Annotated in this window: 12 protein-coding genes; 6 read left to right on the top strand and 6 right to left on the bottom strand. The window is 61.0% G+C overall.

The window, feature by feature from the left end; genetic code table 11:
• The first annotated feature begins 201 nt into the window (after positions 1–201).
• Genes PCOSP_RS19740 through PCOSP_RS19715 form a run of 6 tightly spaced genes read left to right on the top strand, consistent with a single transcriptional unit; the run spans position 202 to position 6,153 of the window.
• Positions 202–1,296, top strand: coding sequence for an ABC transporter ATP-binding protein (locus PCOSP_RS19740; RefSeq protein WP_041023712.1), 1,095 nt, complete (start codon positions 202–204; stop codon positions 1,294–1,296).
• Complete coding sequence (locus PCOSP_RS19735) at positions 1,296–2,405, top strand: ABC transporter ATP-binding protein (protein ID WP_139644516.1); 1,110 nt, start codon at positions 1,296–1,298, stop codon at positions 2,403–2,405. The genes PCOSP_RS19740 and PCOSP_RS19735 overlap by 1 nt, the downstream gene beginning before the upstream one ends.
• Positions 2,402–3,268: a carbohydrate ABC transporter permease gene (locus tag PCOSP_RS19730; RefSeq protein ID WP_041023710.1), complete on the top strand. Its 867-nt coding sequence runs from the start codon at positions 2,402–2,404 to the stop codon at positions 3,266–3,268. The genes PCOSP_RS19735 and PCOSP_RS19730 overlap by 4 nt, the downstream gene beginning before the upstream one ends.
• A 10-nt stretch (positions 3,269–3,278) precedes the next feature.
• Positions 3,279–4,079: a carbohydrate ABC transporter permease gene (locus PCOSP_RS19725; RefSeq protein ID WP_139644514.1), complete on the top strand. Its 801-nt coding sequence runs from the start codon at positions 3,279–3,281 to the stop codon at positions 4,077–4,079.
• A gap of 10 nt (positions 4,080–4,089) precedes the next feature.
• Complete coding sequence (locus tag PCOSP_RS19720; protein ID WP_139644512.1) at positions 4,090–4,362, top strand: DUF2160 domain-containing protein; 273 nt, start codon at positions 4,090–4,092, stop codon at positions 4,360–4,362.
• Between the two features lie 48 nt (positions 4,363–4,410).
• Positions 4,411–6,153, top strand: a complete 1,743-nt coding sequence (locus PCOSP_RS19715; RefSeq protein WP_139644509.1) for an ABC transporter substrate-binding protein — start codon at positions 4,411–4,413, stop codon at positions 6,151–6,153.
• A gap of 852 nt (positions 6,154–7,005) precedes the next feature.
• Here PCOSP_RS19715 and PCOSP_RS19710 read toward each other — a convergent pair.
• From PCOSP_RS19710 to PCOSP_RS19685, 6 genes are all read right to left on the bottom strand, one after another.
• A complete protein-coding gene (locus tag PCOSP_RS19710; protein WP_464709364.1) occupies positions 7,006–7,947 on the bottom strand; it encodes an alpha/beta hydrolase in 942 nt (313 codons plus the stop codon).
• A 140-nt stretch (positions 7,948–8,087) separates the two neighbouring features.
• Complete coding sequence (locus PCOSP_RS19705; protein ID WP_139644503.1) at positions 8,088–8,885, bottom strand: ChbG/HpnK family deacetylase; 798 nt, start codon at positions 8,883–8,885, stop codon at positions 8,088–8,090.
• A complete protein-coding gene (locus PCOSP_RS19700) occupies positions 8,878–10,035 on the bottom strand; it encodes a GNAT family N-acetyltransferase (protein WP_464709363.1) in 1,158 nt (385 codons plus the stop codon). Before PCOSP_RS19700 ends, PCOSP_RS19705 begins: the two co-directional genes overlap by 8 nt.
• A 5-nt stretch (positions 10,036–10,040) precedes the next feature.
• On the bottom strand, positions 10,041–10,730 hold the full coding sequence (locus PCOSP_RS19695) for an N-acetyltransferase (protein ID WP_175362016.1): 690 nt from the start codon (positions 10,728–10,730) through the stop codon (positions 10,041–10,043).
• Between the two features lie 79 nt (positions 10,731–10,809).
• Positions 10,810–11,499, bottom strand: a complete 690-nt coding sequence (locus PCOSP_RS19690) for a GNAT family N-acetyltransferase (protein ID WP_175385636.1) — start codon at positions 11,497–11,499, stop codon at positions 10,810–10,812.
• Entirely contained in the window at positions 11,496–13,442 is a 1,947-nt protein-coding gene (locus PCOSP_RS19685; RefSeq protein WP_464709362.1) for a hypothetical protein, read from the bottom strand. The genes PCOSP_RS19690 and PCOSP_RS19685 overlap by 4 nt, the downstream gene beginning before the upstream one ends.
• Positions 13,443–13,473: the final 31 nt, after the last annotated feature.

Here is a 13,473-nt window from a genome sequence, read left to right as displayed (position 1 = left end):
CATTGTTGTTCAGAATTGTTCATTGTCAACCGGCGAATTGTTCAGTTGTTCAGCTTTGCTTGTTCACTTGTGTTCATCCGTGAACGTATTTTTCCGACGGAAATCGGTAAAACCCAATAAATTCAGCGGGATGAGATTTCTGGCACGGCTTTCGCTTTTAACCTTCGGTCGCTTGACTCCCAAAAATAAAAAGGCCGAGCCATGTCATTAACGCTTGAGCATATTTGTCGCACCGTCGAGGGCCAGACCTGGATCGACGATGCCAACCTGAATTTCGAACCCGGATCCTTCAACGTTCTGTTGGGCCGCACATTGTCCGGCAAGACCAGCCTCATGCGCCTGATGGCCGGCCTGGACAAGCCCGACAGCGGTCGCATCCTGATGAACGGCGTCGACGTGACGAATCGTCCGGTGCGGTTGCGTAACGTGTCGATGGTCTATCAGCAGTTCATCAACTACCCGACCATGACCGTTTTCGAAAACATCGCCTCGCCCTTGCGCCAGGCCGGTGTCTCCAACGAGGTGATCCAGAGCAAGGTGCTGGAAACCGCGAAGATGCTGCGGATCGAAAAGTTCTTGAAGCGCCATCCATTGGAGCTCTCCGGCGGTCAGCAGCAGCGGACCGCCATGGCCCGCGCGCTGGTCAAGGATGCCGAGCTGATCCTGTTCGACGAGCCGCTGGTGAACCTGGACTACAAGCTGCGTGAAGAGCTTCGCCAGGAAATGCGCGAACTGTTTCAGGCCCGCCACACCATTGCTGTCTATGCCACCACCGAGCCCAACGAAGCGTTGGCCCTGGGTGGCACGACCACGATTCTGCATGAAGGCCGGGTGATCCAGAGCGGCAAGGCGGCCTCGGTTTATCACCAGCCGCAAACCGTGCTGGCCGCCGAGCTGTTTTCCGAGCCCCCCATCAACCTCATGCCGGGACGTATTGCCGGTAATGAAGTGAGCTTCGCCAATTTCGTGCACTTCCCGCTGAACGTCGACCTGCGCCCGGTGGGCGAGGGGGAATTCCGTTTCGGTGTGCGCCCCAGCCACATCTCGCTGGTGCCGAGCAACGACGACGACCTGGAACTGGCGGTGACCGTCGAAGTGGCCGAGATCAGTGGCTCGGAGACCTTCCTGCACGTGCGCAACGAACACTTCCTGTTGGTGCTGCACCTGCCCGGTGTGCATGAGTACGACGTGGATGCGCCGATCCGCATCTACATCCCGACCCACAAACTGTTTGTCTTCGACGCCCAGGGCAAGTTGGTTCAGGCCCCGGGCCAGCGTATTGCGAGGGTTGCCTGATGGCTGAAATTCATTTGCAGAACCTCGCCCACAGCTACACCAGCACTCCGGCGGGCCCCGAGGATTACGCGATCCGCGAGATGAACCACGTCTGGGAGCAGGGCGGCGCCTATGCGTTGCTCGGGCCTTCGGGGTGCGGGAAATCCACCTTGCTCAACATCATTTCCGGATTGCTCAGCCCCTCCGAGGGCCAGGTGAAGTTCGACAACAAAGTCGTCAACGACCTGAGCCCGGAACGGCGCAACATCGCCCAGGTGTTCCAGTTCCCGGTGGTCTACGACACCATGACGGTGTTCGACAACCTGGCGTTCCCGCTGCGCAACCAGGGCATGGCCGAAGCGAAAGTCCACACCAAGGTTCAGGAAATCGCCGAGGTCCTCGACCTGCAGAACCTGCTGGACAAGAAGGCCCGCAACCTCACCGCCGATGAAAAGCAGAAAGTCTCCATGGGCCGTGGGCTGGTACGCGATGACGTGTCGGCGATCCTGTTCGACGAACCGCTGACGGTGATCGACCCGCACCTGAAATGGAAGCTGCGGCGCAAGCTCAAGCAGATCCACGAGCAGTTCAACATCACCATGGTCTACGTCACCCACGACCAGTTGGAAGCCTCCACCTTCGCCGACAAGATCGCGGTGATGTACGGCGGCCAGATCGTGCAGTTCGGCACGCCCCGGGACTTGTTCGAGCGCCCGAGCCACACCTTTGTCGGCTACTTCATCGGCAGCCCGGGGATGAACCTGATCGAGGTCACCGCGCAGCCTGGCGGTGTCGGTTTCGGCTCGACCCATTTGCCGCTGTCCGAAACTTTGCAGAAGCGTGTGGCCGAGGCTGAAGGCAAAACCCTGAAAGTCGGCATTCGCCCCGAATTCGTCCACGTCTGGGAAGGTCCCTACGACGACGCGATGCGGGCCGAGGTGACACACGTCGAAGACCTGGGCACCTACAAGATCCTGACGCTCAACCTCGACGGTGCGCCGCTCAAGGTGCGCCTGGCCGAAGACAAACCGGTGCCGGAAGGTACAGCGTATATCAGCTTCCCGGCCCAATGGCTGATGGTGTACGCCGATGAATATTTGCTGGAATCGTCGAGTGAGGTGCAGCCATGAACAAGGTGCAGAACAACAAGGCCTGGTGGCTGGTGTTGCCGGTGTTCCTGCTGGTGGCCTTCAGTGCGGTGATCCCGATGATGACCGTGGTCAACTATTCGGTGCAGGACATCTTCGACCAGTCCAGCCGCTACTTCGTCGGTGCCGACTGGTACAAGCAAGTGCTGATGGACCCACGGTTGCACGACTCGCTGCTGCGCCAGTTCATCTATTCGGCCTGCGTGCTGTTGATCGAAATCCCCCTGGGCATCGCCATCGCCCTGACCATGCCGACCAAGGGCAAATGGTCGTCCCTGGTGTTGATCATCCTGGCGATTCCGCTGCTGATCCCGTGGAACGTGGTCGGCACCATCTGGCAGATTTTCGGCCGCGCCGACATTGGTCTGCTCGGATCGACCCTCAACGCCCTGGGCATCAATTACAACTATGCGGCCAACACCATGGACGCCTGGGTGACGGTGCTGGTGATGGACGTCTGGCACTGGACCTCGCTGGTGGCGCTGCTGTGCTACTCCGGGCTGCGGGCGATCCCGGATGTGTACTACCAGGCGGCACGGATCGATCGGGCGTCCAACTGGGCGGTGTTCCGGCACATTCAGTTGCCGAAGATGAAGAGCGTGCTGCTGATCGCGGTGATGCTGCGCTTCATGGACAGTTTCATGATCTACACCGAACCGTTCGTGCTCACCGGTGGCGGGCCGGGTAACGCCACCACGTTCCTGAGCCAGACCCTGACGCAGATGGCCATCGGTCAATTCGACCTGGGGCCGGCGGCCGCGTTTTCCCTGGTGTACTTCCTGATCATTCTGTTGGTGTCGTGGCTGTTCTACACCGCCATGACTCACTCCGACGCCAACCGTTGAGGCCTGCACGATGAGCAATAAGAAGCTGATCCCGTTGCTGCTCTACATCCTGTTCCTGCTGGTGCCCATCTACTGGCTGCTGAACATGTCGTTCAAGAGCAACACTGAAATCCTCGGCAGCCTGACCTTGTGGCCACAGGATTTCACCTTCCATAACTACAAGGTGATCTTCACCGACCCGAGCTGGTACACCGGTTACCTGAACTCGCTCTACTACGTGAGCCTGAACACGGTGATTTCCCTGAGCGTGGCGTTGCCCGCTGCTTATGCCTTCTCGCGTTATCGGTTCCTGGGGGACAAGCACCTGTTCTTCTGGCTGCTGACCAACCGCATGGCGCCGCCGGCGGTGTTTCTGTTGCCGTTCTTCCAGCTGTATTCGTCCATCGGGCTGTTCGACACCCATATCGCCGTGGCCCTGGCCCACTGCCTGTTCAACGTGCCGTTGGCGGTGTGGATCCTCGAAGGCTTCATGTCCGGGGTGCCGAAAGAAATTGACGAGACCGCCTACATTGACGGCTACAGTTTCCCCAAGTTCTTCGTCAAGATCTTCATCCCGTTGATCGGCTCCGGCATCGGCGTGACGGCGTTCTTCTGCTTCATGTTTTCCTGGGTCGAACTGTTGCTGGCTCGCACGCTCACCTCGGTCAATGCCAAGCCGATCGCGGCGGTGATGACCCGCACGGTGTCGGCCTCGGGTATCGACTGGGGGGTGCTGGCGGCGGCTGGGGTGTTGACCATCCTGCCGGGCATGCTGGTGATCTGGTTCGTTCGCAACCACGTGGCCAAGGGCTTTGCCCTGGGTCGGGTCTGAGGAGTCGATGATGGAATGGATGAACTGGACCGTCCCCACGGCGGTATTTTTTGGGGTTATCGCCTTGTTCCTGGTAGGCATGACCACTTGGGAGTTGCGTTCGCCGAGCATCCCTCGGCGTGGTTTCCTGCCGATTACCACGACCCGTGGCGATCGGTTGTTTATCGGTCTTCTCGGTAGCGCCTACCTGCATCTGCTGGTAATCGGCGCCACCGACTGGAGCATCTGGATAGCGTTCGCGTTGTCTTGGGTGTGGCTGTTGGCAGTGATGCGGTGGGGCTAGTCGCGCATATTCGACGATCAGGCTCTTAAACCCAAACAGGAGGTCTCTATGTTCAATAAAAACAATAAGCTGCGACATAGCGTTTCATTGGCAGCCGCACTGGCACTCAGCGGGTTGAGCGCTGTGGCCTGGGCTGACGCCTATGAAGACGCCGCTAAAAAATGGATCGGCAGTGAATTCAAGCCGTCAACCTTGACAGCCGAGCAGCAGCTCGAAGAACTCAAGTGGTTCATCAAGGCCGCCGAGCCGTTTCGTGGCATGAAGATCAACGTGGTGTCGGAAACCCTCACCACCCACGAATACGAGTCCAAGGTACTGGCCAAGGCCTTCACCGAAATCACCGGGATCCAGTTGACCCACGACCTGCTGCAAGAAGGCGACGTGGTGGAAAAGATGCAGACGGTGATGCAGTCGGACAAGAATATCTATGACGGCTGGGTCAACGACTCGGACCTCATCGGTACGCACTTCCGCTACGGCAAGACCGAATCGATCACTGACCTGATGGCCAATGAGGGCAAGAACTTCACTTCGCCGACCCTGGACATCAAGGACTTCATCGGTACGTCGTTCACCACCGCGCCGGACGGCAAGCTCTATCAACTGCCCGACCAGCAATTCGCCAACCTCTACTGGTTCCGCGCCGACTGGTTCGAACGTCCGGACCTGAAGGCCAAGTTCAAGGAGAAGTACGGCTACGAGCTGGGCGTACCGGTGAACTGGTCGGCCTATGAAGACATCGCCAAGTTCTTCTCCGAAGACGTCAAGGAGATCGACGGCAAGCGCGTCTATGGCCACATGGACTACGGCAAGAAAGACCCGTCCCTAGGCTGGCGCTTCACTGATGCCTGGTTCTCCATGGCTGGTGGCGGCGACAAAGGCCTGCCCAACGGCTTGCCGGTGGACGAGTGGGGCATCCGCGTCGAGGACTGCCATCCGGTCGGTTCCAGCGTGACCCGTGGCGGTGATACCAATGGTCCTGCGGCCGTGTTCGCCACCACCAAATACGTGGATTGGCTGAAGAAGTACGCGCCACCGGAAGCGGCGGGCATGACCTTCTCCGAGTCCGGCCCGGTGCCGGCCCAAGGCAACATCGCCCAGCAGATTTTCTGGTACACCGCGTTCACCGCCGACATGACCAAGCCAGGCCTGCCCGTGGTCAACGCGGACGGCACGCCGAAGTGGCGCATGGCTCCGTCGCCGCGCGGTCCGTACTGGGAACAGGGCATGAAGCTGGGGTATCAGGACGTGGGTTCCTGGACCTTCATGAAGTCCACGCCTGAGAAGCAGAAACTCGCGGCCTGGCTGTACGCGCAGTTCGTGACGTCGAAAACCGTGTCGCTGAAGAAAACCATCGTCGGCCTGACGCCGATTCGTGAGTCGGACATCAACTCGCAGGCGATGACCGACCTGGCGCCGAAACTGGGTGGCCTGGTGGAGTTCTACCGCAGCCCGGCCCGCGTGCAGTGGACCCCGACCGGGACCAACGTGCCGGACTATCCGCGTCTGGCGCAGCTGTGGTGGAGCCACATCGCCGAAGCGGCCAGCGGCGAGAAGACTCCGCAGCAGGCACTCGACGGCCTGGCGAAGGATCAGGACGCGATCATGACCCGTCTGGAACGCTCCAAGGCCCAGGCCACCTGCGCGCCGAAAATGAACCCGGAACGCGACGCGCAGTACTGGTTCGACCAACCGGGCGCACCGAAGCCGAAACTGGCGAACGAGAAGCCTAAAGGCGAAACCGTGAGCTACGCCGAACTGCTGAAATCGTGGGAAGCAGCCCGCAAGTAAGCGCCCTGCAATAAATGAACGGCACCGAAAGGTGCCGTTTTTTTTGAGCCATGAAAAGAAGCCCACAACCTCCAGACACACCACCAAACCCTGTGGGAGCCTGGCTTGCCCGCGATGACATCAGCCCATCCGACACCAAGGCCAACAGACCCACCGCCATCGCGAGCAGGCTCGCTCCCACACCGGATTGCGCGGCCCACAACCCCAGACACACCACCGAACCCTGTGGGAGCGAGCCTGCTCGCGATGACGCCGGCCCATCCAACATCAAGGCCAACAGACCCACCGCCATCGCGAGCAGGCTCGCTCCCACACCGGATTGCGCGGCCCACAACCCCAGACACACCACCAAACCCTGTGGGAGCGAGCCTGCTCGCGATGACGCCGGCCCATCCAACATCAAGGCCAACAGACCCACCGCCATCGCGAGCAGGCTCGCTCCCACACTGGATTGTGGAGGCCCACAACCTCAGGCACACCGCCAAGCCCTGTGGGAGCCTGGCTTGCCCGCGATAACGCCGGCCCATCCAACATCAAGGCCAACAGACCCACCGCCATCGCGAGCAGGCTCGCTCCCACACTGGATTTTGGAGGCCCACAACCTCAGGCACACCGCCAAGCCCTGTGGGAGCCTGGCTTGCCCGCGATGACATCAGCCCATCCAACACCAAGACCAACAGACCCACCGCCATCGCGAGCAGGCTCGCTCCAACACTGGATTGTGGAGGCCCACAACCCCAGGCACACCACCAAACCCTGTGGGAGCGAGCCTGCTCGCGATGACGCCGGCCCATCCAACATCAAGGCCAACAGACCCACCACCCTGCCACAGTCAGGGTTACAGCGATGTCATCAGCCTGCCTTGACCTTGCTGGCCTGGGGACCTCCGGCCATGGGGGTGGGGGTGGCTTTCATCAGTGTATCCAGCGCCTGCCGATAGTTCTTGCCGGCCAGGCTCATGCTGTTGTTGTGCGTTCCTCCAGGCACCAGCAACAGGTGCTTCGGCTCATGGGCCGCCTTGAACAGTTGCTCGCTGAAGCGCGGCGGAACGTAGTTGTCCGCCGCGCCATGCACCACCAGTAGCGGCATGTTGATTTCGGGGATCTTGTCGATGGAGTCGAACTTCTGCGACAGCAGCCAGCGCACAGGCAGGGAGGTGTCCGCCATGGCGGTCGCCACGTCGCCCAGCGAGGTGAACGTGGACTCGATGATCAAGCCTCGGGCCGGCACGGCGCTGCCGTCTTTCGCAGCCTTCTGGCCGAGTTCGGCGGCGAGGTCCACCGCGACGGCGCCGCCCAGGGAGTGACCGTAGATCAGTCGCAGGGCCGGGTCCGGCTGCAACGCTTCAAGCCGCTCCCAGGCAATCCGCGCATCCTCGTAGACGCTGGCCTCGGACGGCAGGTCGCCATGGCTCTTGCCGAAACCACGGTAATCGATCGCCAGCACCGAAAAGCCCAGGGCGCGCAGTTGCTGGATGCGGAACAACTGGCCAGTCAGGTTCCAGCGCACCCCGTGCAAATACAGGATCGCTGGCGCGTTCTTACGTTCCGCCGGCCACCACCACCCATGGATATTTTCCCCGGCCTTGAAGCTTTTGGGCTTGAGGTCGAACTCCTGCACGCTGCTCGGAAGGCCGCTGAACCAGCTCGCCGTCCCCGGCTCGATGCGAAACACCAGCTCCCGCTCCTTGTGCTTCAACACCGCACAGCCCGCCGGCAAACCGACCACCATCGCAGCCATGCACAAATAGGCGAACCAGCGGCGCCGACGGCGAGGGAGTAAAGATGAAGGCATCGAAGCGACTCGCTACTCAAGACACAAAGATGCGTTTTAACAGATCCTCTCGCAGGATGGCGGGATTTTGCATGGCTGCCAGTTTCTGACGAGTGGCCGGTATGGTTGATTTGAGTACCCGAATCAGCCACACGAACCACTTAGCCACGCACATCCTCAAGCTCAGTCAACACAAACCGCTGTCTCGCCCCGCCATAAGGCACCTTGGGCACCCCCTCCAGGCGCTTGCGCAACACCTCGGTCAAGGAACACCCGGCTTCCAGGCTGTCGTCGCCAAAGTCCCCTTCGAGGTGCAGCGGATGCACAACCACTTCGAGAGCGCCGTGGTCCGGTGGTGCTGCGTGTTGCAGGTCGGCCGGCGTGCAGACATAGTCGGCCGTGGCGCCGCTGAGGTTGCGCAAGCGCCGGTTGAACAAGGTTTTGAAAATGCGTTTGGGCAGGTTCAGGTTGGCCCCCAGGTTGCGTGCCAGGCGTACGGGCACGCCTTGCCTGGCGGCGAAGCGGGCCAAGACTTCGCCGATGGGCCAGATGTTGTGCACATGGTTGTGGGAATCGAGGTGGCTGGGTCGCACGCCGTAGTCCAGGCAACGTTGCCACTGGGCTTGGAGCTCCTCCTGCACCGCGGCCAGGTCCTTCGCGCCCAGACGCAGGGCATGACGCGACAGGCTCAACCTGAATTCACCGTTTGCGTCACAAAATGTGCGGCTCGCTGCAATCGACGGACTCAGCGGCAAGCCATGAGTAATGTTGAAGTGCAAGCCAATACGCCCGCGGAGCATGGGGTGCCGGGCCATCTTGCAGGCCTGCTCGAAACCCGCGGTATTGACCATCAGGGTGGCGGAACTGATGACCCCTGCCTCGAAGGCCGATTGAATGACTGCGTTGTCGCTGAGGCTGAGTCCGAAGTCGTCAGCGTTGATTATGACCTCGCTAGGCATGATCGCTCTCCTTGCTTTTGGGATTGGGTGAAGAAACAGCCGTTGTGTTTTGTCGGCGCGGGCGCTTGCCGAGCCACGGCTTGAGACTCTTCCATAGCCGTAGCGCCAGTCCCAGAACCAGGCCACCGGGTTGCCATGAATAAAAGCTCCAACGCCAGTGTTCCAGTTGTCCGGTCATGCGCTCATGCAATTGATGGCTGGAGTTTTCCAGGCTGACCCGGGATGCATCGATCCAGTGCCAGTTGTCATCCAACCCCCAGCGAATCCACTCTTCGAGCAGCACCCGGCCGCTGCCCAGGTCGGCGTGCTCCGGCAGGAATGCCAGGTTGTAGTCGTACAAGCGTCCCTGCTCCAACAGGCCGAGGCGATAGCTGATGCAGTGCCCATCCAATTCCAGCATCACCACCCGCACCAGGTCTTCGGCGGCGAGGGCTGTGAAGGCGTGATTCATCCACTGTCGGCGCATGGGGTCGGAGAAGATGCCGACACCTTCTTCACCTTTCCAACTGGCCGTCTCGACTTCGGCGAGGGTTCGTAGCAGCGGTCCCATACCGATGGCATCCGGTGTTAGCCGTTGGATGCGGGCACCGCACGCGGCGATCCGCTTGCGCGCCCGGCGCAGCTTGTAGCGCGGATCGCCGGAAATTTCCTGATGGTCGCTGTCGCTGATCAGATGCACCGGCACCCGACAACTCAACCGCCGTTCTCCGGTGGAACTCAATGCCATCCAAGCACTGAGGACGCTTTCTTCACCCACCGGTTCGGTCACTTCATTCAACTGTAGCAATGCATGGGGCAGTTGCTGACGGATCTGCATCAATGCCTGGCCCATGGCGTCGGCGTCCAGGTGCACCAGCAAGGCGATGCGGTCGGCCAGTGGATAGCCCAGGTGACGCAGCACCCGAAACCGCAGCCCGCAGATGCGTTCGCGCGTAGACACCAGGGGCAGGCACAGGTTGAGCGCCTGATCCTGCCAGCCCAGCAGCACATGCAGCTCCTGGTCGGGCTGCAGCGCCAGCTCTGCCGCTTGCAGCCAGGCCAGGGTGTTGAACGGCGTCGTATCGGCCACCAGGGTTCGCAGCTGTTCATAAGCTGATACAGGAAAGCTTGCCGCGCCCAGGGAGCGACACCATTGGAACCGGATGGTCATGAACGTCAGGCCGCCGCAGTGGATGGAACCGGTTTGGCCGGTTTACGGAAAGAGTCCAGGACCGAGCCGGTGTAAAACGTGTCACGGAAGAACCGCCAGCGGCCGAACAAGCAATACATATGGGTGATCTGGCCGCGCTCCTGATAGTCCATGCGCAGGTGCAGCTTGACGGCTGGAATGTTGCGCAGCTCGAAGACGTCGACCACTTTGTTGCAACCCTGCTCGGCCATGGCTTTCCACAGATCCAGCTGGAAATCCACCGATAGCTGGGTCCCCCAGTAAGCGCGGTACAGCTCACCGCCGAACTCGAAGAATTCACCCGGTTTGACCGGGAACCAGCAGCGAAAGAAATGGCGGTCGAAATAGTCCCGTTTGCTGCCCCAGATGAAAGCGACGGTGTCGCCCTTGTCGTCCAGGTACATGAGCCCGGTGTGGCCTTCGGCAGCCAGTTCACGCATGGTCTCGACGCGATCGCCAAAGTACGTGGCGAAGGCATCGGCATTACGGGGGGTAATGATTTCCCGGCGCAACGGCGTATAGGGCCTGAGGTTGTTGGGCCGTATCGGACTGACCAGATCGCGTTCCATCCACACCAACTGTTCGTGGAAATACAGGTAGTGTCTGCACAGCTGATTCAGAACGGCGCGCAGACCTTTCTTCCGAATTTGATCACGCAATTTTTGCAGAACGTTCATGGTGCCTCCTGGCGAGGGGCGGGTTGGGGAAAGACCCCATCACGAGCTTGCTCGCGATGGGGTTGAATCGCCATGGACATCAAGCTGGGGCAGCCGATGCACGCGGCGGGGTCGGTTTACGAAAAGCGTCCAGTACCGAGCCGCGGTAGAACGTGTCGCGGAAAAACCGCCAGCGACCGAACAGGCGATACACGTGGGTGAGCTTGCCGCGCTCCTGGAATCCCATGCGCAGGTGCATCTTGATCGCCTGGATGTTTTGCAGATCGCAGACATCGACCATGGTGTTGCAACCGTGGTCCGCCATGACTTTCCACACTTCCAACTGCATGTCTGCCGAGATAGTGGTACCCCAGTACTCACGGATCGCCTCGCCACCGAACTGAAAATACTCGCCAGGCTTGATCGGAAAATTGCAGCGATAGAAATGGCGGTCGAAATAGTCCCGTGTACTGGCCCAGGCGAAACCCACGGTATCGCCCTGAGCATCCAGGTACATCAAGCCTATGTAGCCTTCGGCCGCCAGCTCGCGCATGGTTTCGACGCGGTCGCCGAAGTGCCGGGCAAAGGCATCGGCATTGCTGACCGTGATGAACTCCAGGCGCATCGGTGGGTAGGGCTTGAGGTTATGCGGGGGGAGTGGGGTCCGCACATCGTGCTCCAACCACACCAGTCGGGTGTGGAAAAACACGTAGCGCCTGAACAGCAGTTTGAGAACGGAGCGCAGGCCCTTTTTCTGAATGCCATCACGTAATGCTTGCAGAACGCTCATGGTGCCTCCTGACGGGTGGCGGGTTGGGGGAAAGAGAGGGCGGTCCAGCCGAGGGCAAACACGGTTTCTCCTGGCAAGAGAAACCGGATCTGCCCGGCCTCGCAGTTGAACGGGGCGCTGCGGCTTTGGTTGTCGGGGCCGAAATACACCAGCTCTGCCTGCGCGTGGGGGCAGGACGCGCCGTCCAGGCTGACCTGTTGCGGGCGCGTGCTTTTGTTCACGCCCAGCAGGCTGCGCCTCGCGTCGGTGGCCATTGCCAGCACGTCGACTTCGAAGGCGTCGTTATCCAGGCGTAGCACCTGATTGAGCCAATGCTGTTGGATGAACTGCTGGGCCAGACCCACCGGCTTGAGTTCGAAGCGCTGGTTGTCCAGCACCCGCACCATGCCCTTGGGGTACTCGGGTTCATCGGCGAGCATGAACCAGTTGAGCATGTCCAGCCAGCCGTCAGCGGAGGCATTGATGACCACGGACGTCCACCACAGGGCGGCGTAGTGGGTTTCCTGATCGTAGGGGCTCAGGCTCGAGCCGCTGGACATGTTGGTCTGGTCCAGCAGCAGGGCCTTGCGTGGTCGTCCGTTGTTATCCAGGCCCACCAGGCGGGCGGCCTGACGCACGCTGTGGCGGTACACACGGGTGGCGAGCAGGTCGCGGATCATCCATTCATGCCAGGCCAAGGCGTCGATCTGGTCATCGTATTTGGCCAGCAGGCGTCGCGCCCAATCGATCCCGCGTTTGTCGGCAGCGTCATCGGCCAGGGGACCGTTGGTGAATCGTGAGCTGGCGGGAATGGCAATGCGCACACCTGCTCGTGCGTTGGCGGGCAGGGCGCGGACCTGATTGGCCATGCTCTCGAACACTTGCTGGTAGCTGGCGAAATCGGCGTAGTTGAGGTTCGGCTCATCGGCGAAACCCAGGTAATGAATGCCTTTGCCACCAAGGGCGCGAGTCGCCGTGAGCCAGGCCTGCAAGCCGCTGTTGCTGACCCGATCTGCCCGCAGATCGGCCTTGCGTGCGCTACCGGCCAGCAAGGTGATGTCCCGGGTGATGCCGAAACGGTCCTGGTACAGGCGCCGAAACTGATTTTCATAGTCGGGCTTGTCTGCAGTGATGTCGACCAGACTGTAATAGCTGGCGGCCTGGGGCTTGAGGGCTTCGATCACCGGGTAGGCCGATGGCGGGGGCATGACGTAGGGCAGGTAGACCCCCAGTTTCGGGGTTGTTCCCAGGACATCGTCATAGAGTTTCAGGCGCGCCTGCCCCGGGTCCTGGCGCAGCGGTTGCAGATGCTCTGGGTTTTGGGCGAACAGGTTCGCCGTGCCATCCAGCCAGAATGCCGCCTTGCCGTTGCCCTGCAATTGCAGGCGCCAGGTTTGCTCGACATTGGCGACGGGCAGGGCGACTCGATCGAACTGCCCATAGACCGGATACGGCTTGAGGTTCAACTGCACCTGTTTGCCATCGGCGACGCGCTGGGCTCGCAGGTTGCGCACGCCGCCATGGAGCTTGCCCGCCAGCACGGCCTGTTCGCCGGGGGCGACCTTGAAATACAACTCATCGCCGTCGTGGGTTTCGGCACTGAAATGCACCTTGGCCGGGGCGAACAGCGCCCGGGTATGGGCGTCGTGTTCGACGGAGTAGCGGCGGAAACTGTAGCCGGGAATTTCCAGGCGATAGCTGGCGGCTCCCGGCAACAAAGGCCACTGCTGTTCGCCACGCTCCTGGACCTTCTTGATCAAGCGTTTCCCTACCAGGCGCCCCTGACCGTCGAGCAGGTACAGGTGTTCCGAATTGGCGTTGGCCTGCCAGGCCGGTACCCAGCGCACGGTCACCCGGTCCGGCCGGTCGGTCTGCAGGTACAGGCTGCCGTCGCGGATGCCGGTCCAGGACATGGAGGCGCCATGGGCCGGAAGTGCCAGGGCCCATAGGCATGCAGCAGCCATTATCCAGCACCGCGCCGACCCCATCGCGAGC

The organism is Pseudomonas sp. MAFF 730105 (assembly GCF_055380705.1).
Note: the sequence above shows the minus strand (reverse complement) of the source record. Positions and strands in the feature narration are given on the sequence as shown.